The 23,818-nt window shown below is 66.5% G+C and carries 17 protein-coding genes and 1 pseudogene; 7 read left to right on the top strand and 11 right to left on the bottom strand.

What is annotated here, in order from left to right; translation table 11 throughout:
- Nucleotides 1–20: 20 nt before the first annotated feature.
- Nucleotides 21–926, bottom strand: coding sequence for a YbjN domain-containing protein (locus L1O03_RS07440; protein ID WP_236119083.1), 906 nt, complete (start codon nt 924–926; stop codon nt 21–23).
- Nucleotides 927–1,175: 249 nt separating this feature from the next.
- On the opposite strand from L1O03_RS07440, the gene L1O03_RS07435 reads away from it, so the two are divergent.
- Nucleotides 1,176–2,435: a YkvI family membrane protein gene (locus tag L1O03_RS07435; protein ID WP_236119081.1), complete on the top strand. Its 1,260-nt coding sequence runs from the start codon at nt 1,176–1,178 to the stop codon at nt 2,433–2,435.
- A gap of 109 nt (nt 2,436–2,544) precedes the next feature.
- Here the strand turns inward: L1O03_RS07435 and serA are convergent, their stop codons facing one another.
- The 6 genes from serA to L1O03_RS07405 all read right to left on the bottom strand — a co-directional run bounded on the left by serA (nt 2,545) and on the right by L1O03_RS07405 (nt 11,684).
- Nucleotides 2,545–4,131: a phosphoglycerate dehydrogenase gene (serA, locus tag L1O03_RS07430; protein WP_236119079.1), complete on the bottom strand. Its 1,587-nt coding sequence runs from the start codon at nt 4,129–4,131 to the stop codon at nt 2,545–2,547.
- 188 nt (nt 4,132–4,319) lie between these two features.
- Nucleotides 4,320–6,071 carry an MBL fold metallo-hydrolase gene (locus L1O03_RS07425; RefSeq protein WP_236119066.1) on the bottom strand — a complete coding sequence of 584 codons (1,752 nt, stop codon included), beginning with the start codon at nt 6,069–6,071 and terminating at the stop codon, nt 4,320–4,322.
- Nucleotides 6,072–6,115: 44 nt separating this feature from the next.
- Nucleotides 6,116–7,918 carry a GmrSD restriction endonuclease domain-containing protein gene (locus L1O03_RS07420; RefSeq protein WP_236119064.1) on the bottom strand — a complete coding sequence of 601 codons (1,803 nt, stop codon included), beginning with the start codon at nt 7,916–7,918 and terminating at the stop codon, nt 6,116–6,118.
- A 139-nt stretch (nt 7,919–8,057) separates the two neighbouring features.
- Entirely contained in the window at nt 8,058–9,074 is a 1,017-nt protein-coding gene (ilvC, locus tag L1O03_RS07415; RefSeq protein ID WP_236119062.1) for a ketol-acid reductoisomerase, read from the bottom strand.
- 166 nt (nt 9,075–9,240) lie between these two features.
- Nucleotides 9,241–9,789: an acetolactate synthase small subunit gene (ilvN, locus tag L1O03_RS07410; RefSeq protein ID WP_236119054.1), complete on the bottom strand. Its 549-nt coding sequence runs from the start codon at nt 9,787–9,789 to the stop codon at nt 9,241–9,243.
- A gap of 2 nt (nt 9,790–9,791) precedes the next feature.
- Nucleotides 9,792–11,684, bottom strand: coding sequence for an acetolactate synthase large subunit (locus L1O03_RS07405; RefSeq protein ID WP_236119042.1), 1,893 nt, complete (start codon nt 11,682–11,684; stop codon nt 9,792–9,794).
- A 399-nt stretch (nt 11,685–12,083) separates the two neighbouring features.
- Here L1O03_RS07405 and L1O03_RS07400 point away from each other — a divergent pair, with 399 nt between their 5' ends.
- From L1O03_RS07400 to L1O03_RS07385, 4 genes are all read left to right on the top strand, one after another.
- Nucleotides 12,084–13,652, top strand: a complete 1,569-nt coding sequence (locus L1O03_RS07400) for a mechanosensitive ion channel domain-containing protein (RefSeq protein ID WP_236119033.1) — start codon at nt 12,084–12,086, stop codon at nt 13,650–13,652.
- Between the two features lie 13 nt (nt 13,653–13,665).
- On the top strand, nt 13,666–14,220 hold the full coding sequence (locus L1O03_RS07395) for a PH domain-containing protein (RefSeq protein WP_236119031.1): 555 nt from the start codon (nt 13,666–13,668) through the stop codon (nt 14,218–14,220).
- A 63-nt stretch (nt 14,221–14,283) separates the two neighbouring features.
- A complete protein-coding gene (gene ilvD, locus L1O03_RS07390; protein ID WP_236119030.1) occupies nt 14,284–16,134 on the top strand; it encodes a dihydroxy-acid dehydratase in 1,851 nt (616 codons plus the stop codon).
- A 10-nt stretch (nt 16,135–16,144) separates the two neighbouring features.
- Nucleotides 16,145–17,479 carry a glycosyltransferase family 87 protein gene (locus L1O03_RS07385; protein WP_236119028.1) on the top strand — a complete coding sequence of 445 codons (1,335 nt, stop codon included), beginning with the start codon at nt 16,145–16,147 and terminating at the stop codon, nt 17,477–17,479.
- Here L1O03_RS07385 and L1O03_RS07380 read toward each other — a convergent pair.
- A complete protein-coding gene (locus L1O03_RS07380; RefSeq protein WP_236119026.1) occupies nt 17,472–18,473 on the bottom strand; it encodes a DoxX family protein in 1,002 nt (333 codons plus the stop codon). The two genes, L1O03_RS07385 and L1O03_RS07380, sit on opposite strands and share 8 nt — an antisense overlap.
- Nucleotides 18,474–18,591: 118 nt before the next feature.
- Here L1O03_RS07380 and L1O03_RS07375 point away from each other — a divergent pair, with 118 nt between their 5' ends.
- Entirely contained in the window at nt 18,592–19,536 is a 945-nt protein-coding gene (locus L1O03_RS07375) for an ornithine cyclodeaminase family protein (protein WP_236119017.1), read from the top strand.
- 15 nt (nt 19,537–19,551) lie between these two features.
- Here L1O03_RS07375 and L1O03_RS07370 read toward each other — a convergent pair.
- Nucleotides 19,552–20,450 (bottom strand): annotated as a pseudogene (locus L1O03_RS07370) (LysR family transcriptional regulator ArgP).
- Nucleotides 20,451–20,544: 94 nt separating this feature from the next.
- Between L1O03_RS07370 and L1O03_RS07365 the strand changes: the two are divergent.
- Nucleotides 20,545–21,243, top strand: a complete 699-nt coding sequence (locus tag L1O03_RS07365) for a LysE/ArgO family amino acid transporter (RefSeq protein ID WP_236119015.1) — start codon at nt 20,545–20,547, stop codon at nt 21,241–21,243.
- A gap of 93 nt (nt 21,244–21,336) precedes the next feature.
- Here L1O03_RS07365 and mgrA read toward each other — a convergent pair whose 3' ends face one another.
- Together mgrA and L1O03_RS07355 are read right to left on the bottom strand one after the other, a co-directional pair.
- On the bottom strand, nt 21,337–22,413 hold the full coding sequence (gene mgrA, locus L1O03_RS07360) for an L-glyceraldehyde 3-phosphate reductase (protein ID WP_236119013.1): 1,077 nt from the start codon (nt 22,411–22,413) through the stop codon (nt 21,337–21,339).
- Between the two features lie 46 nt (nt 22,414–22,459).
- Entirely contained in the window at nt 22,460–23,743 is a 1,284-nt protein-coding gene (locus L1O03_RS07355; protein ID WP_236119011.1) for a YkvI family membrane protein, read from the bottom strand.
- Nucleotides 23,744–23,818: the final 75 nt, after the last annotated feature.

The following is a 23,818-nucleotide window of genomic DNA, read 5'->3' as shown; positions in this document are numbered from 1 at the left end:
TTTCCCGCTATGGTAGCAGCTCAGCCCAAACGGTGCATGACCGCCCGCACGGCGCCTGCCGCGGCGAGAATGCCATCGTGGATCGTGCGATCAAGCTGCGCGTCGCTGAGGCCCGCGCCCGCGGGAACGGCCACCGATCCCACGACAAACCACCCGTCCTCGTGGTGAATGACGCACACGGTGGCCAGGGACTCCTCCGCGTTGACCCGGTTGCACATGTGGAGCGCCGCGGCGGGATCGGGCTCCCCGGAGGCGCTCCCCTCCCCGGTCAGCGCCGCCGAGACGCGGATCTCACACACCGCGGAGTCCCGGAGCACAATATCCACCGGGGAGCCCTGGAGGGAGAGAGTGATGGTCTGCGCCTCCTCGTCGACAGGCACCTCCGATATGCCCTGAGCCTCGAACCACGCGGCGACCCGCTCGCGCGTCACCGCCGGGGCGGTGGCCTCGTTCGCCTCGACGACGGCCCCCGCGGCGTGATCCGAACCCTTCTCCGGGAAGGAGGCCTGGAAGGTGCTCACGAGGGTCACCCCTCCCGCCACCGCGCTGGCCGCCAGCGCCCGCACCTGCGCCTCATCCTCCGGGGTCGGGTGCACGATCCGCGCCCTGGCCACCACGCTCTCCCCCTCACTACCGAGGGCATCAAGAAGCTCGGTGCCCTCCCGCGGGGCGACGAAAGCGCCAGGCCAGGCGTGATCGGTGCAGATGGAATTGGCCACCGGGAGGGCGGCGAGGTAGTCCTCGCCGTCGAGTTCCCCATCCCACGTAAGCTGCACCGACCAGAACCCGACTGCCCCCGCCGCGGGGCCAATCTCCAGGCGAGCTGCACCGTCCTTGCAGGTCACTATGCATCCATCGAGCGTCGGTTCGAGTCCCGCCTCGGAGAGGACCTTCGCCATGGAGCGGGCGATCTCCCTATCCTCCACGTCCTGCCACCTTCCTTCGTCTTCACGAGCGTCTTCACGAGTGCCTCACGCCACCCCTCGCCGGGGGCGACCCGGGGGCGACGCGGCGGCGGAGCGCCCCTAGCCACTCCGCCGTCAACAGGGCCAACAGTACCCCGTGACGGGTGGCTTCTCTTTCGGATCCGAGCGCTTGCAGGACGTAGAGTAAAGTGGACATATTGTTATAACTTCATCTCTTGCTGTTTCTTTTGAAGGAGTGCTTCTCACCACATGAGAAACGTCATATCCATCGCCCTCGCGTTTATCGGGCTCATTGTGGGCGCGGGCTTCGCGACGGGCCAGGAAATGGTGCAATACTTCATCTCTTTCGGCACGGTGGGGCTCTGGGGAACCCTCATCGCCGGACTCATGATCGCCATCACGGGCATCGTCATCCTGCAGCTCGGAAGCTACTACCTCGCCGATGAGCACCAGTCGGTCTTCCGTAGCGCCACGTACACCTGGGTGGCCTGGCTGCTGGATATCGCCGTCATGATCACGCTCTTCGCCCTGGGCTTCGTCATGCTCGCCGGGGCAGGCTCCACGATCTCCCAGCAATTCGGCGGGCCCTCGTGGATCGGCTCGACCATCATGGTGGTGCTCATCATCGTGACCGGGCTTCTCGACGTCGAGAAGGTCTCCAAGATCATCGGAGGGCTCACGCCCTTCGTGATCCTCGTTGTGCTCGTCGCGTTCATCTACACGATGTTCCACATGCCCTCCGATTGGTCGCACCTTGACCAGCTGGCGCAGCAGACCGAGCCGCCCATCCGGCCGTGGTGGCTCTCGGCTATTAACTACGCCGGCCTCGACCTCATCCTCGCGGTGTCCATGGTGCTCGTCATCGGAGGCAGCTACATCAACCCCAAGGACACCGGCCGCGGAGGCCTCCTGGGCGGCGCGATCTTCACGATCCTCATGCTGCTCTCCTCCATCACCCTCTTCCTCAACATGGATGAGATCCAGGGCTCGAGTGTCCCGATGCTCCAGATCTTCCAGAACATGAATGGCTGGGCGAGCTACCTCGTCGTGTGGGTCGTCTACGGCATGATCTACAACACGTGCATCGGCATGTTCTACGCGCTGGGCCGGCGCATCAGCGTGAAGGACCAGAGCAAGTTCCGCGTCCGCTACATCGTCCTCTGCCTGGTCGGCTACGCCATCAGCTTCGTGGGCTTCAAGGTCCTCATGGAGTACGTCTATCCGGTCCTCGGCTACTTAGGGGCGATCATGGTCGTGGTCCTCGTGGCCTCCTACCTCAAGGACCGCCCGAAGATCTCCGCGGAAACGGAACGACGCGTCCGGCTGCGCTCCCTCTTCCTCCGCTCCGCCCGCTCGGGGCGCCGGCTCTCCCGCAAGGAGCGCCGCGAAGTGCGCGCCATGCTGCATGCCTCCAATATCGACGAGAAGCAGCTGCGCGACACCGTCCGCGAAGAAGTCCGCGAGGAACTCGAGGAAGAACGAGACTCCACCGAAACGGACAAGGAATAACACCGCTCCGTGCCTGTAGCCCACCACTCCGGCGGGCCGGCGGACACTGGGCACGAAAAAGGGGCACCCCTCAGGGTGCCCCTTTGGCGTCTCTTCCGCCTGCCGTCGCCTAGGCGCTGAAGTTGAGCTGGAAGGCCTTGGCGCCGAGCTGCTCGGCGATGCTCGCCACGAGCTCCTCGGGCACCTCGCGCTCCACGCGGAGAACGAGGATGGCCCCGTCGCCGCGTGCCGCCTGGGTGAGGCCGGCGGCCTCGATGTTGATGCCCGCTTCGCCGAGGATGCTCCCCGCCTTACCGAGGGCACCCGGGGCGTCCGTGTACTGGAGGAAGAGGTTGCGCCCCTCGGCGCGCATATCGAAGCCGCGGCCATTGATCCGCACGAACTTCTCCACCTCATCAAGCCCGGTGAGCGCGCCGACGACCTCGACGCTCTCGCCCTCCGCATTCGCCGCGACGACGCGCAGCGAGGACCTGTGCGTCGTGGACTCGGAGGCCTTCTCCACGGTGAGGTTGACGCCGCGCTCCTCAGCGATGGAGGGGGCGTTGACGAAGGTCACCGGCTCATCGAGGATGCCGGAGAAGAGGCCACGCATCGCGGAGAGCCCCAGCGCGGAGACGTCCTCCGAGCTCAGCTCGCCGCGCGCCTCGACCTCCACCGCCTGCGGGGCGGAATCCAGCAGGTGCCCCGCCAGGAGCCCGAGCTTCCGCGCGAGATCGAGCCACAGGGCCACCTCCTCGCCCACGCGGCCGCCGGAAACGTTGACCGCGTCCGGGACGAACTCTCCGTTGAGGGCGCGCAGCACTGAGTCCGCCACGTCCGTCCCCGCGCGATCCTGCGCCTCCACCGTCGAGGCCCCCAGGTGCGGGGTCACCACGGTGCCGGGGATCCCGAAGAGCGGGGAATCCGTGCAGGGCTCTGTCGCGTAGACGTCGAAGCCAGCGCCGCGGATACGGCCCTCCGTGATGGCGTCGGCGAGGGCCTGCTCATCAACGAGGCCGCCGCGCGCAGCGTTGATGATGATCTGTCCCTTCTTCGCCTTCGCGAGGAGCTCCGCGTTGAACATCCCGGCGGTCTCCGGGGTCTTCGGCAGGTGGATCGTCACGAAGTCCGCGCGGGATATGAGCTCCGGCAGCTCGACGAGCTCGACGCCCAGCTGCGCGGCGCGCGCCGGATTGGCGTAGGGGTCATAGGCGATGATCTCGGTGTCGAATGCTGCCAGGCGCTGCGCGAAGAGCTGCCCAATGTGGCCGAAGCCCACGATGCCCACCGTCTTGCCATAAATCTCCACGCCTTTGAAGGAGGAGCGCTTCCACTCCCCCTCGCGCAGAGAACGGTCCGCCTCTGGGATCTGACGCGCCGTCGAGAGCAAAAGGGAAATGGCGTGCTCACACGCGGAGTGGATGTTCGACGTCGGGGCGTTGGCCACCATGACGCCGCGCTCCGTCGCCGCCTCAATGTCAACATTGTCGAGGCCGACGCCAGCGCGGCCCACGATCTTCAGGTTCGGAGCGGCCTCGAGGACCTCCCGGTCCACGGTGGTGGCTGACCGCACGAGCAGCGCATCCGCCTCAGCGACGGCGGCCAGCAGCTCGGCACGGTTGGGCCCGTCCACCCACTTCACCTCAACGGCATCCCCCAGCGCGTCCACGGTGGACTGCGCCAACTTATCAGCGATGAGAACGATGGGACGATTCACAGGTAGTACTCCTGACAGAATGAGAAGTGTTCGCCCGCCGCCGGCACGACCGCGTCGACAGTGGGCGAGTTCACGCCTTCCCAGAGTGGCGTGCAACGCCACTGAGGCTACCGTAGACCGCTCAGTCTGTACATTTTGGTGGCCGAGCTACCCCCGATCTCGGCCACACCCCAGCCCCTTTCCTGTCTCTACTGATAGGAGACAAACCAGGGGCGCGGGGCAACGTCCGTGTAGGTCTGCTCCGGGCTAAAGAGCGGCTGGTCCTCGTCGAAGAAGTTCTTCCACGCCATGAAGAACCGCGGATCGAGGTCCTTCTGCATGACATCCCACGTGCCCAGCTTCTCCTCCCGGCTGCCGTGGCCATCCGCGTGGAGGACGAAGGCGAGCTCCGGGTGATCGAGGTTGAGCGTCTCCCGATCACGGATCATCTGCAGCTGGAACTGGTGGATGACCAGGGGCTTTTGCGGAAGATCGTTGTCCTTGACCAGCTGAGCGAGCCAGTCTGAGACCTCGTCGATCTCCGCGGCCTGCACGTGACCGACGGAGGACATCGGCTGCTCATCGGCCTCGAGCTTCCATTCCGGGTCCAGCGCAAGCCCCACATTCGGGCGCTTGAGCAGCTCCTCAAACTTCTTCGCCTGGTCCAGCAGGCGCGCCCGCCCCGGCTGCAGATCGATCACCGCATATCCCCCCGCCTGGGTGATCGCATCCACATACTCGGACAGGGATTCGGTGGAGAACTCGGTGCTATACGTCCCCTCAGGGCCGGGATCCGCCGCGGCGACCGTCCCGATAATCTCAAAGGCCGGGATGATCGGCTGGGAATCAAACTTCTGATACTCCGCCACGAGCTGCTTCACTCGCTCGACGGAGGCCGCCGGGTCCTGCTCCCCCAACGCGCCCAGGGCCGGGCCGGAGGGGTGCCCGTAGAGAGCGACCATCCGTCGGCCCGGGAAGACGAGCTGCCCGCCGCCTGGCTGCTCCGCGGTGACGCGCTCGCCCCGCTCGATCTTCTCCGAGAGGATCTTCGCGCTGCCGAACTGCGCGCCCAGCGCCAGCAGCGGCTTATCCGCGAGCCCCGCAACCATGCGCATGGTCTCATCGCTGAGGCGCGGATCCGGGTAGGGCATGAAGCGCACGTCCGCGCCAAAAGCGCGGGCGGTCCCGACGGCCGCGAGCGCCGACTCGGGGCTCGCGATGGTGATGGGCGTGGAGCCGGCATCCTCGGCGCTCCGCGAGGGCAGCGCGCCGGGCTTCTCCTTGGCCTCCGGGCTCGGCGCGTACGTGTCCCAGGCCGGGACGAGGAGGACGGCCTCCTTACCGTCGAGGTCGACGACAGACTTCACCATGTCCTCGGGCCTCTCCACCTGCTTCTCCACGAATTGGGTGGCGGTGAGTGCCTCAAGGGACTCCGGTGTGCCGGTGTCCAGGAGGAACTCGGGATCCGGCCGATCGGGCGAGTCGCCTTCCTCGCGGCGCGGCGTGATGTCCTCGGTCTTCACATCGCCGACCACCAGTACCTTGCGCGGCTGGAGCTGCTTGAGGGAGTCCTGGAGGTTCTTTTCCGTGCCCGGGCGGACGGTGAGCATCGGCGTGTGGGTCCACACGGCGATCGACGCCGCGCGCAGCTGGGCTGCATCCGTGGGCGCGGAGACGATGAGCGTCTCGGAGGTGTCGTGGAAGCGCGCGACGGCCTCGGCACCCGTGCCATCCGAGTCCGCGAGGATCTGCGGAGTCCGCTCGTAGTTCTCCGCGACATAGCGGTTGATATTTGCCGCAGCAGCCTCGGCATAGGGGCCGGCGTGAGCCTCCTCCGCCTGGTTCTGGGCGCCGTGATCCTCGCCCTGCTCAGACGCGCATCCGACGAGCAACGTGCTGCTGAGCACCGTCGCTCCCAGGAGCGCCCCCAGACGCGTCCACGGTCCTCGAGACTGTCCCACGGTGTGTGCCTTCCTTCCTCGCAATGTGCAATCCGGGCACCATATTACGCAAAGGCGGCGGGGCCTTCCTCGCCCCCGTGGGGGTCGGAATCGGTGAGGTCACGGATCACGGGCTTGTCCATGGCGTACTCCACCATTCCGATGATCCTCTCCTTCCGGTCCTCGAGGAAGTGCTGGGCGTCCCCGCGGTGAAGGGCCTCGACGTCCAGGTCGTGGCTCGCGAGGACGTCGTCGAACTCCTCATCCTCCATGAGCGACTTCGACTGCACCCGGGCGAGGTAGCGGGCGGGCGAGGAGCGGTCAATGACGATCGCAGTGCGCTTCCCCAGCGGCGTGCGGTTGATCACGCTCGCGGCGAGGGCCTCGTCCACCCCGCGGTCGACGCACCAGGAGACGGGGAAGATCCGCTCGAAGGAGGGCTGGAGCTGCGGATAGGTCCAGCGGTCGAAGGCCTTGCCCGAGCGCCAATCCCTGGCCCCGCGCCCCATGAGCAGGGCGTAGAGGCCGTGGTAGACCCCGGAGTCCTCGCTCACGCTGAGCAGGCGAGACTCGTTGAAGGAGGCGTCGCGAACCGTCTTGGGCTCCTCGATGTCCTCGCCAGACTCGCCGGCGCGGACCCAGCGGGTGACCTCGTCCACGTCGAGGCCCATCCGGATGATAACGGCCGGGGAGCCGTAGAGCTCGCCGAAGACGCCGCTCCAGAACCATCGGTGGAGACGATCCCAGCCGGCGGTGGTCCGCAGCGCCTCGGGGGTATCGCGGAGGAGGGCGAAGATCGCGGCGAGCGGGATGAGCTGCTTGCTAAAGGGCACCTGGCTGTTATCAAAGATGCAGCGCTGCGCGAGGAAGAGCGCGGCCTCACGGAAGCCGTAACGGGCGGCTTCCTCCGCCGCCTTGTACTCCTCGAGGCGGAGCTTGAGGATGTCCTCCCGGTGCCCGCTCGCGTGGCCGTGGCGGGCGGTGGCGATGAGCGAGACCGCCGTGAGGAACTCCGTGCGCCCGATCTCGCTGAGCGCCGGGTACTCGGCGAGCTCCTTCTCGATGGCCTCCCAGCGCTCGCGGAGGTGGAACTCGGGGTCCTCGGCCGCGAGCACGGCGGTGAAGAGCTCAAAGACGTCCATCTGGAGGCCCACCGAGTTCGCCTGCGCGAAGATGGAGCCGACGCCCGCCTGTGCGGTCTCTCGCCCGACGCGGATCATGGGCAGCTGGTAGGCCGCGAGCGGCCGCACGACCTTCGTGTAGAAGCGCTTGATGGTGCTCCGCAGCTCATCGTCCGCATCCTTCGCGAGGTCGAAGAGCAGGTCCGTCGCCTTGCCGCTGAGCAGCATAGACACCGGCACGACCCCGGCCTTGAGGACGGCCTCCTGGTCCGTGAGCCCCTCCGGGATGGCGGGGGCGAAGTGCGATTTCACGTGCCCCTCGCCGTCGACGTTAAACACGGCATCATCGGGCATGACATCATTCTCGACGGCCCGGCGCAGGTTGACGAAGAAGCGGCGGGTCACCCGCTTGTTGCGGAAGTCGACGCTGCGGACCGTGCCGTCGCCGCGCATGGCCGTGTAGAGGGTGGTGAGCCGCTGCTGGCCGTCGAGGAGGAGAAGGCCCGGCTGTTCCTCGGTGTGTGGCGCACCGTAGAGGGGGCGGGCGCGGAAGCGCATGGGGACGTTGCGCGTGTCCAGCGCCATGAGGCAGCCGGCCGGGTAGCCGCGGAGAACTGTGACGATGAGGGAACGGATCTGATCGACGTCCCAGCTGTAATCGCGCTGGAAGTCGGGCAATTGAAGATCGCCCCGATCGATGCGTGAGAAGAGGTCAGTTAACCCGTAGCTCGGTGTCGTGAAGCCCATAGGGATGACAATACGCGGCTCTCCCCCGCTCCTCCACGGCAGCATATACCCCGCCGAGCCCAGGGCGGGGCTGGCGGGGTGCGGGGTGCTGCCCACCGCTCGGGCAGCTCAGCGCGGGTGTGTTCCCGCGCCGTGAGTCTTAGGCGGTCTCGGCGCGGGCGTCGACTTTGACCCAGCTCATGAGGTCGCGGAGCTTCTTACCAGTGGTCTCAATCTGGTGCTCGGCGTACTCCTCGCGGTAGCGCTTCATCTCCGGCTGGCCGGCCTCGACGTCCTTGAACATGGCGTCGACGAAGGTGCCATCCTGGATGTCCTTGAGGACCGCGCGCATGTTGTCCTTGACGTGCTCGTCGATGATGCGCGGGCCGGCGACGTAGCCGCCCAGCTCGGCGGTCTCGGAGATGGAGTAGTTCATGTTCTCGATGCCGCCCTCGTAGATGAGGTCAACGATGAGCTTCATCTCGTGGAGGCACTCGAAGTAGGCCATCTCGGGGGCGTAGCCCGCCTCGGTGAGGACCTCGAAGCCGTTCATGATGAGCTTCTCCAGGCCACCACACAGGACAGCCTGCTCGCCGAAGAGGTCGGTCTCGGTCTCCTCGCGGAAGGTCGTCGGAATGACGCCAGCGCGGGCACCGCCGATCGCCGCAGCATAGGAGAGCGCCAGGTCGCGGCCCTCGCCCTTGGGGTCCTGCTCGACGGCGATGAGGGCGGGCACACCCTTGCCGTCAACGAAGGTCCGGCGCACGAGGTGGCCCGGGCCCTTCGGGGCAACCATCGCGACGGTGATGTTCTCCGCCGGCTGGATGCGCTTGAAGTGGATGTTGAGGCCGTGGCTGAAGAAGAGGGCGTCCCCGTCCTTCAGGTTCGGCTCGATGTCCTTGGCGAAGATCTCCGCCTGCGAGGTATCCGGGGCGAGGATCATGATGACGTCCGCCCAAGCCGCGGCCTCTGCGGTGGACTTCACCTCGAAGCCCGCCTCCTTCGCCTTCACGGCGGAACGGGAGCCGTCACGCAGACCAATGACGACCTCAACCCCCGACTCGCGCAGGTTCTGCGCGTGGGCGTGCCCCTGGGAGCCATAACCAATCACCGCAACCTTGCGGCCCTGGATGATGGACAGATCAGCGTCGTCGTCGTAAAGAACCTCAATAGCCATCGTGTTGTGTCCTACCTTCCTGTGTGCGTGGAACGCTTTTCTCTAGTTGTACCACACCATGAGACAGGCTGTCAGATCATGGCGGGAGTTTGACGTCATTATCGCAGGTGAACTGCGGATATGCAGCCGGGGAGCGTCCCACCTTATGAGACCCTCCCCGGGGGTATCAGCGCTGCTGCGGCAGCTCCCGGACGTTGGGCGCCATGATCTTCGGGCCGCGGTTGAGGGCAATCTGCCCCGAACGGATGAGCTCGCGGATCCCGAAGGGCTGCAGCACGTCAAGGAGGGCGCGCAGCTTCTGGTGCGAGCCCGTCGCCTCGATGACCACCGAGTCCGGTGAGACGTCGACGACGCGAGCCCGGAAGATGTTTGCCGCGTCGACGATCTGCGGCCGGTTGTGGTTATTCGCGGAGACCTTCACCAGCATGAGCGCGCGGGCCACCATCGAGTCATCCTCCAGGCGGACGACCTTCAGCACGTTGATGAGCTTGTTGAGCTGCTTGGTGATCTGCTCGATGACGACGTCGCTCGCGTCGACCACCACGGTGAAGCGGGCGATGCCGGGATTCTCCGTCTTCGCGGACACGATGGAGATGATCGTGTACCCACGCCGGGTGAACAGGGCCGCGATGCGCGCCGTGATGCCCTCCACGTCCTGGACCAGAACGGACAGGATGTGCCGTCGGACTGTGTTCTCGCTGTGATCGCTCGACATCGTTAGTGTTCCTCGCTCTCCGTCGCGTCGTGCTCAGCGCTGGGGTCCAACGCCTCATCCAGGGCTGCGGGGGATTCCGCAGCAGAATCCGGGTCATCGAAGAAGGGGCGCAGCCCCAGGGCGTACTGGATATCCGAATTCGACTGCCCAGCAGCAACCATGGGCCAGACCTGCGCGTCCTCGCCGACGATGAAGTCGATGACCACCGGGCGGTCATTGATCTCCCGCGCCTGGCGGATGGCCGGGAGCACCTCCTCTTCCTTCGTCACCCGGAGCGCCACGCAGCCCAGCGACTCCGCGAGGGTAACGAAATCGGGCAGGTACTGCCCACGGTCCCGCAGCTTTGTGTGCGAGTAGCGGCCCTCGTAGAAGAGCGTCTGCCACTGGCGCACCATGCCGAGGTTTCCGTTATTAATAATGGCGATCTTGATCGGGAAGCCCTCGACGGCCGCCGTGACCAATTCCTGGTTGGTCATCTGGAAGCAGCCATCGCCATCAATGGCCCAGACCTCCTTGTCCGGCCGGCCGGCCTTGGCTCCCAGCGCGGCGGGCACCGAGTAGCCCATCGTGCCAAGGCCCCCGGAGTTCAGCCAGGTGCGGGGGTTCTCGAAGTCAATGAACTGCGCGGCCCACATCTGGTGCTGACCAACCCCCGCACAGTAGATCGCGTCGGCCCCCACCTCCGCGGAGAGGGATTCGAGGACAAATTGCGGCGCAAGCTGGCCGTCAGCGGGCTTCTCGTATCCGCGGGGGAAGCGCTCCTTCAGTCGGTCGAGGGTGGCTCGCCACTGTGTGGTGTCGGGGAGCTCAATCTTCTTCCGGGTGAACAGCTCGTGGAGGGCGCGAAGGACCTCGCGGGCATCGCCGACGATGGGCACATCGACGGGCTTGATCTTGCCGATCTCCGCGGGGTCAATGTCCGCATGGATGATCTTGGCCTCCGGGGCGAAGCTCTCGACGTCGCCCGTCACGCGATCATCAAAGCGCGTACCAATGGCAATGAGCAGGTCCGACTGCTGCATCGCACCCACCGCGGGGACGGTTCCGTGCATCCCCGGCATCCCCATGTTCAGGGGGTGGGAGTCGGGGAACGATCCGAGGGCCATGAGGGTGGTGACCACCGGGATCTGGGTGAGCTCCGCGAAAGCGAGGAGCTCCTTCGCCGCATTCGCCTTGATGATGCCGCCGCCAACGTAGAGGCAGGGGCGCTCCGAGGCGGAGATCAGATCGACGGCCTGGGCGATCTGACGGTTGTGCGGGACCGTCGTCGGCTTATAACCAGGCATATCGACGACGGGAGGCCAGGAGAAATCAAACTCGCTGTTTTGGACGTCCTTGGGGATGTCGACGAGGACCGGGCCCGGGCGGCCGGAGTTCGCGAGGTGGAAGGCCTCGGCAATCGACTGCGGGATGTCCTCCGCGCGGGTGACCATGAAGTTGTGCTTGGTCACCGGCATCGTGATGCCGCGGATGTCGGCCTCCTGGAAGGCATCCGTGCCGAGCAGACTGCTGCCCACCTGGCCCGTGATGGCCACGACCGGAACGGAGTCAAGCATGGCATCCGCGAGCGGAGTGACAAGGTTCGTCGCGCCCGGGCCGGACGTCGCGATACACACGCCCACCTTGCCGGTGGCCTGGGCGTAGCCAGTGGCGGCGTGGCCGGCACCCTGCTCGTGGCGCACGAGAACGTGGCGCACGCGGGTGGATGAGAAAAGCGGATCGTAGAGCGGGAGGACGGCGCCTCCCGGGAGACCGAAGACGGTCTCCGCGCCGAGCTCTTCGAGGGAGCGCACGATGGCCTCGGCACCGGTCATGCGCTCTGGTTGTCGACCAGACGCGCGATCACGTGAGGCGAGCGTGGCCGGGGATGGCTGCTGCGTGGCTGCCGCGTTCACGGGTGTTCTTCTCCTTGGACGTGGGGGCAATGGGTGGTGGTGAGGCGGTGTGGGGTGGTCCGCTAATGACAAAGCGCCCTGCAATGCACGGGGTGTGTGCGTTGAGGGCGCTTACCAGACGACTCGACGAATTAGGTCGCTACGGCACGCGCCGCGAGATAAGTCGTACGAGTCGAATAATTGTCATGACTGACATCATACACAGGGCCTCGGAATATCCAACATCACGCTGATCCATACCCCCGTTCAGGTTATTTCCCTGCCCTGCCTCCCTTCCCGCGCGGCCGCCGCACGCCTGCCACGCGCCCGGCCCTAGGACCGAGATGAATGCCCGCTATGGAAGGCAGAGCATTCGCTTATCCCCTGAAAAGGAGTGAACGGCGGCGCTAGGCTATGCACATGTCCATCGGCGAGTTCATCCCTATTCAGTTCATCCTTCTTCGCGCCTGGAACTGGATAGTCAGCACAGGCATCAACCTCGCGTTGCTCATCGCGCTCATGCTGCTGGTCCCCCGCCTGGGCCGATTCGCCCTCTTCTGGATCCAGCGCCGCATCGAAAACCGCCCCTCCACCTCCGCGGCGGACAGCGCCGATGACAAGACGCAGCTCGCCATCGCTGGCGTCGCCGTCTATATCGGGCAGCTCATCCTCTATTTCTTGCTCTTCGTCTTCCTCCTCAAGACGTTGGGCTTCTCCCTCACGGGCGCGGCCATTCCCGCGACGGTGGCCTCGGCGGCCATTGGTCTTGGTGCCCAGTCGATCATCGCGGACTTCCTCGCCGGCTTCTTCATCCTCACGGAGAAGCAGTTCGGCGTGGGTGACTGGGTGCGCTTCGAGGGCAATGGCATCGAGGCAGAGGGAACTGTCATCCAGGTGACCATGCGTGCCACCCAGATCCGCACCCTCGCGGAGGAGACGGTCCTCATCCCCAACTCCACCGCCCGCGTGTGCATCAATGCCTCCAACCACTGGTCCCGGGCCGTGGTGAATATCCCCGTGCCGTTGCTCGGCTCCTCGAGCGTCGATGAAGCTATCGAACGCTCCGAGCGCGCCGCCCAGCGCGCCCTCGACCGCCCCGAGGTGAAGAAGGAGCTCCTGGGCGAGCTCGTGAGCCAGCCCGCCGTGAAGATCGAGCCGCCCACCACCGTCGGCATGCCCTGGCTCATGACCATGCGCTTCATGGTTCAGGCCACGGCCGGCAACCACTGGATGGTGGAGCGCGCCATCCGCCGCAGCATTCTCGACGAGTTCTGGGCGGAGTACGGCTCCGCGACGACGACATCCGGGCGCCTCCAGACAGACGCCGCCCTCCTCACCCCGGCGCCCGAGGAGGAGCCCGCGCCCGCCACAGCGCAGCAGCCCGACCTCCCGCCCACCGAGCAGCTGAGGATGGACCCCGCCGCCCAGGAGACGAGCATCCTGCCGGCCCTCACCCCGGACGCGCAGGACGGAGATTCCGCCGGGGCCGATACCGAGGAGAAGGATGCGGCCGCCGGCCGGCGCCACGCCCCGACCCACGGGCCGCGCGCCTGGCTCACCCTCCACGGCTGGGTGCGCCCCTCCACGTCCTTGCTGGCCATCGGGATGCTCATCCTTCTGCTCCTCAAGGCGCTGAGCCTCCAGACCGGGGAGGGCTCGAACGACGGCATCCTCGCCCCGCCGAGCTACCAGCCCCCGGTGAGCACCCCGGCCCCCCAGCCGCTCCCCAGCCCCACCTATGAGGAGGAGCCCACCACCACCGCAGAGACCGAGGCCCCGGGGCAGACCTACTCCACCGAGTCGAGCGTCGAGCCCTCCCCCGGGAACACAGCCCCCACCACCGGGGAGCAACCGAGCAACACCCCCGCGCCCACCCAGCCGGGGAGTACCCCGGAGCCCAGCGAGGGCGGCGGCTATCACACGAACGCCCGGGGCCAGTCGGGCACCGCGGGGGAGCCCACCCCAAATAGGCACCAGATCACAGGCTAGATACGATAACGACATGAGTTCCACACCGGCATCACAGTCCGAGGTCACCTTCCGCCCCGAGCGCACCCATCTTCTCGCGGCGGTCATCATGGCGGTCATTGGCATTCTGGCTACCGGTTCAGCCCCCACACCCTGGTGCTGGATCTTGATGGTCCTCTTCCTCGTCGGTGTTGCTCTTTTTTGCTGGTGGGCGCTGCGCACCTCGACCACGGTGAATGACGCGGGCATCACCGTTCAGCGGGCCTTCTCCGGCTCGCGCTCCTTCGCGTGGGACGTGGTGAGCGGTGTGTCCTTCGAGAAGTCCACTGCTCTCCTCCACACCACCGACGGTGACAAACACACCCTGCCCGTCGTGAGTTTCAACGATCTCCCCCGCCTCCAGGAGGCCTCCCGGGGCCGGATCCCCGACGCCCTCACCATGGGCCGAGAGGCCGTGGATGAGAAGGTACGCGTCGTTCACCGCGACGGCCACGAGGTGCTCATGACCCGCGAGGAATACGCGGAGCACCAGCGCCAGGAGCGCGCCCGCACCCGCGGTCGCGACCGCACCACCAACCCGAATGCTTAACGCAGCTGCCCCGGCACCTGTCTCCCTAGCACCAGCTCAGCCAGCCCAGAGGAGTCCTCGCCCATGATCCCCCTCCGCTCAGCCGTCACCACCCAGGGACGTAATGCCGCCGGCGCCCGCGCCCTCTGGCGCGCCACCGGCACCGAAGAAGACGATTTCGGCAAGCCCATCGTGGCGATCGTGAACTCGTACACCCAGTTCGTGCCCGGGCACGTCCACTTGAAGAACGTCGGCGAGATCGTCGCCCAGGCCGTGCGCGAGGCCGGCGGCGTGCCCAAGGAGTTCAACACCATCGCCGTCGACGACGGCATCGCCATGGGTCACGGGGGCATGCTCTACTCCCTGCCCAGCCGCGAGATCATCTCCGACTCCGTGGAATACATGGTCAACGCCCACACCGCGGACGCCATGGTGTGCATCTCCAACTGCGACAAGATCACCCCCGGCATGCTCAACGCTGCGATGCGGCTCAACATCCCGGCGGTCTTCGTCTCCGGCGGCCCGATGGAGGCCGGCAAGGCCGTGGTGGTGGACGGCGTGGCCCACGCGCCCACCGACCTCATCACGACGATCTCCGCCTCCGCCAACGACGCAGTCTCCGACACTGACCTGCGGACCATCGAGAACTCCGCCTGCCCGACCTGCGGCTCCTGCTCCGGCATGTTCACGGCCAACTCCATGAACTGCCTCACCGAGGCGCTCGGCCTCTCCCTCCCGGGCAACGGCTCGACGCTGGCCACCCACACCGCGCGCCGCGCCCTCTTCGAAGAAGCCGGCCGCACCGTCGTGGCCCTCTGCGAGCGCTACTACGGCCAGGGCGATGAGTCCGTCCTCCCCCGGCAGATCGCCACCAAGGAGGCCTTTGAAAACGCCATGTCGCTGGACATGGCCATGGGTGGCTCGACGAATACCGTCCTCCACATCCTCGCGGCCGCGCAGGAGGGCGGGGTGGACTTCACGCTCGCCGACATCGATGAGCTCTCCACCCGCGTGCCCTGCCTGGCTAAGGTGTCCCCCAACTCCGCCTACCACATGGAGGACGTCCACCGAGCCGGCGGCATCCCGGCCATCCTCGGGGAGCTCCACCGCGCCGGGAAGCTCAACGAGAACGTCCACACTGTCCACTCCTCCGACCTCAAGAGCTGGCTCCAGGCCTGGGACATCCGCGGCGGCTCCCCCTCCGAGGAGGCCGTCGAGCTCTTCTCCGCGGCCCCGGGTGGGGTGCGCACCACCGAGGCCTTCTCTCAGTCGAACCGCTGGGATTCGCCGGACACCGACGCGGTCTCGGGCTGCATCCACGACGTCGAGCACGCCTACACCGCAGATGGCGGACTTGTCGTTCTCCGCGGCAATCTCGCCGAAGACGGCGCCGTCATCAAGTCCGCCGGCATCGACGAGGAGCTCTGGCACTTCGAGGGGCCGGCCCGCGTCGTCGAGAGCCAGGAGCAGGCTGTCGCCTGCATTCTCAACAAGGAGATCCAGCCCGGCGAGGTACTGGTGGTCCGCTATGAGGGCCCCTCGGGCGGGCCGGGTATGCAGGAGATGCTCCACCCCACCGCCTTCCTCAAGGGGGCCGGGCTGGGCCGCTCCTGCGCGCTCATCACCGATGGCCGCTTCTCCGGCGGTTCCTCCGGTATCTCGGTGGGCCACATTTCCCCGGAGGCTGCCCACGGTGGGGCCATCGGCCTCATCGAGAATGGTGATCTCATCACCATCGACGTCCACCGCCGCCTGCTCCAGCTCAACGTTCCCGAGGAGGAGCTCGCCCGCCGTCGGGAGGAGATGAACCGCCGGGAGGCGCCGTGGACCCCCGTCGGCCGCGAGCGCACCGTGACGCGGGCCCTCCGCGCCTACGCAGCCATGGCGACGAGCGCGGACAAGGGCGCTGTGCGGCAGGTCGAGGGCATGGTCTAATGTAAGGCACGTGATCAGCCAGGACCCCGACACCATCAACTCCCAGGAGCGCATGATTCGCCTCCTGGGAGTACTTTGTTTCCTCGTGGGAATGTCATTGACCTACCGGCACACCAGGATCTCTGACTTCCCCGTCGACGCCGCCGTGTACCAGGAGGGCGCCCGCGCCTTCCTCCACGGCACCCCGCTGTACACGCAGCTCATGCACGTGGGGAACCTCCATCTTCCCTTCATCTATCCGCCCTTCGGCGCGCTCTTCCTCACTCCACTGCTGCTCTTCGGGATGGGTGCTGACGCCGCCGGCAACGTCATCGCGGTGGTCTCCTCAATCATCCTTGCCTTCTGCTGCTACTTCGCGGCGCGGGCAATTACCCCGCACCACCGGCTCTCGACGCAGCTGGCCCTGGGCGGCGCGTTCTGGACGCTCGGGCTCCTCATGGAACCGGTCTGGCTCAACGATTCCTTCGGGCAGATCAACGTCATCATCATGGGCCTCGTGGTGCTTGACCTCGTACCGCGCCGTCGCTGGCTCCCCCAGGGCTGGCTCATCGGTGTGGCCGCGGCGATCAAGATCTCCCCGCTGGCCATGCTCCTCTACTTCCTGTTGAGGAAGGAGTGGAAGCCGATTGTCACCGCGGTGTGCTCCGGGGCCATCGCAACCCTCCTCGCGACGGTGCTGCGCTTCAGCGTCACCCGCGAGTACATCGAGGTGCTCTTCGGGATGGGCGCGAGCGGCGACGTGGGCGTCGACCCCAGCTACACCTCCAACAGCTCTCTCAAGGCCATGGTCATGCGCTGGTTCCCCAGCAAGGCGGTGCTGGAGTCGGATAGCGGCAACCTGGTGCTCAACATCATCTGGATTGTGCTGGTGATCTTGACGATCGCGGCCGGGGCTATCCTCATGCACAAGCTCATCCACCGCGGCTGGAACACCGATGCGTGGCAGGTCAACGCCGTGGTGATGCTTCTCATCTCCCCGATCAGCTGGTCGCACCACTGGGTGTGGCTCACCCTCATCCTGCCGGTATCCGCGCACCACATCGTGCGCCACCGCTCTCATCACATCCCCCTCGCGGTGGTCACCGTCGTGTGGCTGCTCTGCGTGCTGACCAATCCCCCGAAGTGGTGGTTTGGCGACGGCATCGACGCCGTCGCCCTCGGCTGGTTCCCCACCGTGCTTGTTTCGGACTTCGTCTGGCTCGGCCTCGCGTGGATCGCCTCTCTGTTCTGGCTTCTCCGCGGCCAGCCCGAGCACTACGCCCAGCCCGAACACCGGATCGAGCACGACGAGGATCCCGCCGCATCCCCTGCCGAGCGGCACCCCGTACGGGGCGCTGCTAGTTGAAGGGGTTGGTGGCCGCCCCGAACCACCACAGTGCCGCCGCCCCAATGACGGCCAGCACCACGAAGAGCCAGGAGGACGCCAGCGGACGGCGCGCCCAGGAGCGGCTGCCGTCGAGGGAATAGAGCCCCGGCCCCGTGAACTGCAGCGCGATGGACATCCCCGCGATCATCACGGCGAGCACGAGCGGCGCCTCCCAGGTGAAGGGGTTGAGGCCGACGTCGGACTGCGCGTAAACGTGGACGGCGTTGAAGGCCGCTGCCACAGTGGACAGCGCGGCGAAGAGCGGGGTCACCAGGCCAAAGAGCAGGAAGACGCCGGCCGTAATCTCCAGCCCCGGCACCGCGATGGCCAGGAAGCGCGGCAGGGCATACGCCCCAAACGTCTCCTGCAGCGAGCCGATGCCACCGCCGCCTATGCCGAAGAAGGCGTGGACGGAGTCCATGATGAGCCACAGGGCGAGGAGCAGGCGGAGAATCAGAAGCCCCAGGTCCGTCGTTCCGCGGCGGTACTCCGGGATTGCCTCGGTGTCATCGCTCTCCTCGCGGAGGGCGACGGGCTCCTCTGTGTAGTTCTCCGCGGGGAGGGAGTCGAGGTCCAGGGGGGCCGGGGCGTCCGGGGCCTCCTCCTCCCGGGGAAGGGCCGTGGTGGGTTCGGGCTCGACGCTCGCGCTCGTAGTGGCGGTCGCCGCGACGGCATCCTCGCGCGGTGTCTCCGCCGGCTCCTCCTCTGCCCCCATTCGCGGGAGCGCGGTGGTGGGCTCGGGCTCGACGCTCGCGGAGTCGGCATCCTCGCGCGGCGCGTCCGTGGGAGCCTCGAAAGAGACCGTGGGCTCCGGGTCGCGGCGCGGCTGGATCACCTGCGGCGCCACCCGGCCCGTGCGCTCGTACATGGTCTGTTCAGGGGTTTCTTTCTTCGGCTTCGGGGTGTAGGTGGGCACATCGTCGTCGAAACCATCGATCGCCCTGTCCGGTCGGGAATTCGATGCATCACTCATAACTTCTCAGCCTAAGGGATGGGAAGTGGAAGATTTGGGACCATAGACCGGCGAGCCGGACCCTTTTGTTGTTAATAATGGGAGGGATCACTCGCCCGAACGATCCCAGGAGGCTTCCATGCCCGTCCCGTACCTCACCGACGAGGAGATCTACGCCCTCATCAGCCCCGCGCAGGCTCGCGAGGCTCTCAAGAAGGTCATTCTCGACGGCTTCCACCCGGCCGATGACCCCGCCCGCATCTCCGTCCCCGCCGGCACGGGAGAGCTGCTGCTCATGCCGTCGAGCACGGCGACGTACACCGGGGTGAAGGTGCTGAGCGTCGCCCCCGATAACCAGGAGAAAGGTCTCCCCCGCATCCAGGCGCTCTACCACCTCTGCGACACCGAGACGCTCTCCCCCCGCCTCATTCTTGAAGGCGAGTCCGTGACGAACCTGCGCACGCCGGCCGTCTCCGCGCTGGCGGCCGACGTCCTCGCCGCCCCCGATGCCTCCCGCCTCCTCATCGTTGGGGCGGGCCCCCAGGCGGTGGGCCATGTCCACGCGCTCGCAGCCATCCGACCGCTCTCCGAGATCCGGCTGAGCTCGCTCAGCCAGGACAGCGCCGAGGAGGCGGCCCAGCGCCTTCGCGAGGAGGGCTATGCGGCCACGGCCATCGGCCCCGAGGAGCTGCATGCCGCGACCGAGGCGGCGGACATCATCTGCTGTTGCACCTCCGCCGGGGATCCCGTCATCGAAGATGTCGTGAAGGACGGGGCCTGCGTCATCGCGATGGGCTCCCACTCCCCGGACCGCCGGGAGCTCCCCGGCAGCCTCGTGCGGCGCTCGCTCGTCGTCGTCGAGGATGAGAAGACGGCCTGGCGGGAGGCCGGGGACGTCGTCATGGCCCACGAGGACAAGGCCCTCCCGGAGGGGCACCTCCACTCCCTCGAGGACCTCGTCCGCGGTGAGGTCGCGCGCGCAGAGGACAGGCCGAACATCGTGAAGACGACGGGGATGTCCTGGGAGGATCTCGCGGTGGCCATCGCCATCGCGGAGGCGAGCCATCACGGCATCGACAGCTAAACCCGCCCGCTCCCCTTAGGTCCGCGAGTTCTCCGGCTCCCGCGGGAGGACCCGTGCGGCGGCGCACACGGCCGTGGTGAGCTGCTCGAGGAGGAGCGATTCCAGCCGCCAGCGCTGCCAGTAGAGCGGCACCTCCTCCACCTTGTCATCGAGGACGCAGAGCTCGCCCTCCTCGAGGAGTCCGCCCACCTGCTGCTCCGAGAGGAGCGCCCAGCCGAGCCCCCGCCGTGTGGCTTCGAGAAAGGCCTCCGAGGAGGGGATCCGGGAGACGCGGCGACGGCGGCGCACTCCCGGGGCGAGACGCCCGGTGAGATCATCATCCTGGAGGGTGTCCTTGGGCCCGTAGCGAAGAACCGGCATGTGCGCCCAGTCGAGATCCCCGTTGTCGAGGCGGTAGCTATCGCGCAAAGCCGGGGTGGCCACCGCGCGGTAGCGCATGACCCCCAGGGGGTAGCAGTGGCAGCCCGTGACGGGCTCCGCGCTGCGGGTGTGACGGCGCCGAGGACATCGCCGCGGCGCAGGAGGGCCTTCGTGTGCGCCTCGTCCGCGATGCGCAGGTGGAGGGCCGCCGAATTCCAGGAGGCGACCTCCCCCAGCACCTCGCGGAACCAGGTAGCCAGGCTATCGGCGTTGATGGCCACCGCCAGGGCGACCTCGTCGAGGCGGTCCCTCAGCTGCGCCTCCACCTCCGCTTGGAGCACGGCCATGCGTCGAGCCCCCTGCACGAGGACCTCGCCTGCCGCCGTGGCCGTCACCGGGGTGCTGCGGTGGAGGAGCACCCGACCCGTGTCATTTTCCAAGGCTTTGATGCGCTGGCTCACGGCAGAAGCGGAGATCCCGAGGACCGCCGCGGCATGATCGAAGCTGCCTTCATCGATGATGGTGAGGAGAGTCTGGAGGTGCACAGGGTTCATGAAGCTCAATTAAACCATATGTAGAAACTTCAATTGGACTTCAGGTTCCCTTCGCAGCACACTAGGAGCCATGGGCCTCGTGTTGTCTGGATTTATGCTTGGAATTTCACTCATTGTCGCGGTGGGTCCGCAGAATATCCTCATCATCAAACAGGGGATTCGGCAGGAGTACGTCACCCTCGTTCTGGCAATCTGTTTCCTCTCCGATGTGGTGCTGTACACCATCGGCGTCGTGAGCATCGGTCATATCTCCACCCTCGCGCCCCACGCACTGTTGGTCCTGCGGATCCTCGGTGCCATCTACCTCCTCTGGTTCGCCTTCTCCGCAGCCCGCGACGCCCTCCACCCCCACCGGCTCAGCGTCACCGAAGAAAACGAGCCTGAGGTCCCCCGCGAGCACATCCTCGCTGAGGGGCTCGACGACGGCGAAACCCACGTCCTCCCGGCGCAGAACTCCGGCGGCGGCAGCGTGGCCACCCGGGAACGCGTCCGACTGCGCCGTCCCGCCTGGGTCGCCCCGGCGCTCACCGCCCTTGCGCTGACGTGGCTCAACCCGGGCGCCTACATCGACACGATCGTCATGGTCGGCGGCGTCGCCAACCAGCACGGCGACCCCGGGCGCTGGTTCTTCGCGGGCGGTGCGCTGCTGGCCAGCGCCGTGTGGTTCCCGCTCATCGGCTACGGGGCCCGCGCGCTGGCCGAGCCGCTCTCCAGCCCTCGAGTGTGGAGCGTCCTCAACTGGGTGATCGCCGCGATGCTCTGCTTCATCGCCATTCGGCTTCTCCTCGGTTAGGGCTCCAGTCCTAGCGCGCAACGAAGGGCCCTGGCTTCCCTCTGGAGACCAGGGCCCTTTCGCCGTGTGTGCCGACCTGCGGCACCTTCGGAACTAGTCCCCGTGGATGCGGGACTTGGTGGCGTCGGCCCAAATGTTGATGCCGGCGTCGGAGGCGGCCTCATCGATGGCCTGGCGCTCGGCATCGCTGAACTCGAGGTTCTCCAGGGCCGCGATGTTCTCGTCGAGCTGTTGGGTGCTCGAGGCCCCGATGAGGGCGCTCGTGACGGTCTGCTCGCCGTAGTCGCCCTGCTCGCGCAGCACCCAGGAGATCGCCATCTGGGCGAGGCTCTGGCCGCGCTCGGCCGCGATGTCATTGAGACGACGCACCATCGCGAGGTTCTCCTCCGAGAGCATCCCCTTGCTCAGCGACTTTCCGGCCGCCGCGCGGGAGTCCGCCGGGACGCCGTCGAGATAACGATCGGTGAGAAGGCCCTGCGCGAGCGGCGAGAAGGCGATGACGCCCAGGCCGTTGTTCGCGGCGGCCTCGAGGAGGTTCTCATCATCCTCCCCCGGCTCCTCCACCCAGCGGTTGACGATGGAGTAGCTCGGCTGATGGATGAGCAGCGGGCAGCCTTCCTCGGCCATGAACTCCGCCGCCTCGGCCGTAAGCTCCGGACCGTAGGAGGAAATCCCCACGTAGAGGGCCTTCCCGGAGGCCACGATGTCCCGCAGCGCGTAGAGGGTCTCCTCCAGCGGCGTGTCCGGGTCCGGACGGTGGTGGTAGAAGATGTCCACGTAGTCCACGCCGAGCCTCTCGAGCGACTGGTCCAGGGAGCTCATGAGGTACTTGCGGGAGCCGCCGAATCCGTAGGGGCCGTCCCACATGTACCAGCCCGCCTTGCTGGAGATAATCATCTCATCGCGGTGGCGGGCGAAGTCCTCGCGGAGGATCCGGCCGAAGTTGAGCTCCGCGCTCCCGGCCGGAGGCCCGTAGTTGTTCGCGAGGTCGAAGTGCGTGATCCCCCGATCGAAGGCTCGACGGATGATCGAGCGCTGGGTCTCCAGCGGGCGATCATCGCCGAAATTGTGCCACAGGCCCAGGGAGAGGGCCGGCAGCTTGAGGCCCGAATGGCCCACGGTCCGGTACGTCATGTCCTCGTAACGATTGTCATTCGGCGTGTATGTCATGCCCCCAGTGTGCTACGCCGTATCCATCGTGTCGAGGGCCTCGGGCTTAAGAGTCCGCCGTAGGCTTCTCCGTCTTCCCAGCGTCGTCGGTTTCTTCGGGGTCAAGGTGAAGCTCCTCACGGACCTCCTCGATGATGGTCTCCTCGATCTGCTCGTCCTCCGCCTGGGACTCCGCCAGCGCGTGCTCCAGGAGGCGGGCCTGCTTGGAGGTGAAGCGCTTGGAGGGATCCTCGCGACGGCGCACAAGCTTGCGGATCTTGGAGCGCAGGCGGGACTCCTTGCTGATCTCGACGCGGGAGCGCGCCCAGAAGATGATGATGACGAGCACCATGAACATGCCCGCGTAGCCGAGCGCCGGGTAGACCGAGCCCATGAGCTCGGTGAAGCCAACGAAGCTCACCGCGTAGCCGAGCACGCAGACCACGATAAAGACCGGGGTGAAGCGCTCGGGTCGCTTCGCCGTGAGGCGCTTACCCAGCGCATAGAACATCCCGATGCACGTGTTGTAGATCATCGCGAAGATGATCCACACCATGACGTAGGCCAGCCAGGGGTGGATATTCTCCATGATCTTCAGCATGGGGACCTGGGCGCCGCCGACCTTGTCGAAGGTGAAGAAGATCGTCACGGCGGCCATGAGCATCATGATCGTGTAGAGCACACCACCGGCCAGGCCGCCGCGGCCGGCCGCCACCGTGTCCGCATGGTTACCGCCGATGACCAGGCACATCGAGACGCCCAGGAGGAGGGCCAGGCCGTTGTAATTGAGCGCCGAGAGCCACCACGGGCGGACCGGGGACTCCGTGTCCCGAGCCATGGAATCCAGCTGGGAGATATCGGAGGGCAGGTGGAACATCGTGTAAATGAAGCCCACGAGCACGGCGATGATGATGAGCGGGGTCACGAGGGAAATAATGCTGCTCACGCGGTCGACGTCGAAGAAGCCCGTGATAATCACGAGGATGAGCATGAGGCCCGAGCCGACCCACGTCGGCCACCCAAACTGCTGGCTGAGGTTGGAGCCCGCGCCCGCGAGCATGACGAAGCCAATGGCGAAGAGGGTGATGGTGACCATCGCGTCGAGCACCCAGGACAGCCACTGGAAAGACATGTTCTTAAAGACGAGGTTGTGCTCGTTTGCCAGGTAATAACTTCCCAGCTGGAGGATGACCGCGCCGGCCAGAGAGAAGACAATACCGGCCAACACCGCGCCCCAGATACCGTCCAGGCCGAAGGAAATGAAGTACTGGATCACCTCCTGACCTGTAGCGAATCCAGCTCCCACGAGCAGGCCCACGAAGGCCAAGGCAATCGATATTGTTCTTTTCACTCTGAGGATGCTCCTTGATATTTGTGTCACAGAAATCAGGGCGGGCCGCACGTCCCTGCGCGGCGCTGCCTCACA

This window comes from Corynebacterium uropygiale (assembly GCF_021568315.1).
GTDB classification, from domain to species: domain Bacteria; phylum Actinomycetota; class Actinomycetes; order Mycobacteriales; family Mycobacteriaceae; genus Corynebacterium; species Corynebacterium uropygiale.
This window is presented reverse-complemented; position numbering and strand designations above follow the sequence as displayed.

What these genes read in the sequence shown, in the direction of transcription:
- ilvC (WP_236119062.1), bottom strand. Translation starts at nt 9,074, where the DNA reads ATGGCTATTGAGGTTCTTTACGACGACGACGCTGATCTGTCCATCATC.
- L1O03_RS07435 (WP_236119081.1), top strand. Translation starts at nt 1,176, where the DNA reads ATGAGAAACGTCATATCCATCGCCCTCGCGTTTATCGGGCTCATTGTG.
- L1O03_RS07420 (WP_236119064.1), bottom strand. Translation starts at nt 7,918, where the DNA reads ATGGGCTTCACGACACCGAGCTACGGGTTAACTGACCTCTTCTCACGC.
- L1O03_RS07400 (WP_236119033.1), top strand. Translation starts at nt 12,084, where the DNA reads ATGTCCATCGGCGAGTTCATCCCTATTCAGTTCATCCTTCTTCGCGCC.
- L1O03_RS07395 (WP_236119031.1), top strand. Translation starts at nt 13,666, where the DNA reads ATGAGTTCCACACCGGCATCACAGTCCGAGGTCACCTTCCGCCCCGAG.
- L1O03_RS07375 (WP_236119017.1), top strand. Translation starts at nt 18,592, where the DNA reads ATGCCCGTCCCGTACCTCACCGACGAGGAGATCTACGCCCTCATCAGC.
- L1O03_RS07380 (WP_236119026.1), bottom strand. Translation starts at nt 18,473, where the DNA reads ATGAGTGATGCATCGAATTCCCGACCGGACAGGGCGATCGATGGTTTC.
- L1O03_RS07365 (WP_236119015.1), top strand. Translation starts at nt 20,545, where the DNA reads ATGCTTGGAATTTCACTCATTGTCGCGGTGGGTCCGCAGAATATCCTC.
- ilvN (WP_236119054.1), bottom strand. Translation starts at nt 9,789, where the DNA reads ATGTCGAGCGATCACAGCGAGAACACAGTCCGACGGCACATCCTGTCC.
- ilvD (WP_236119030.1), top strand. Translation starts at nt 14,284, where the DNA reads ATGATCCCCCTCCGCTCAGCCGTCACCACCCAGGGACGTAATGCCGCC.
- mgrA (WP_236119013.1), bottom strand. Translation starts at nt 22,413, where the DNA reads ATGACATACACGCCGAATGACAATCGTTACGAGGACATGACGTACCGG.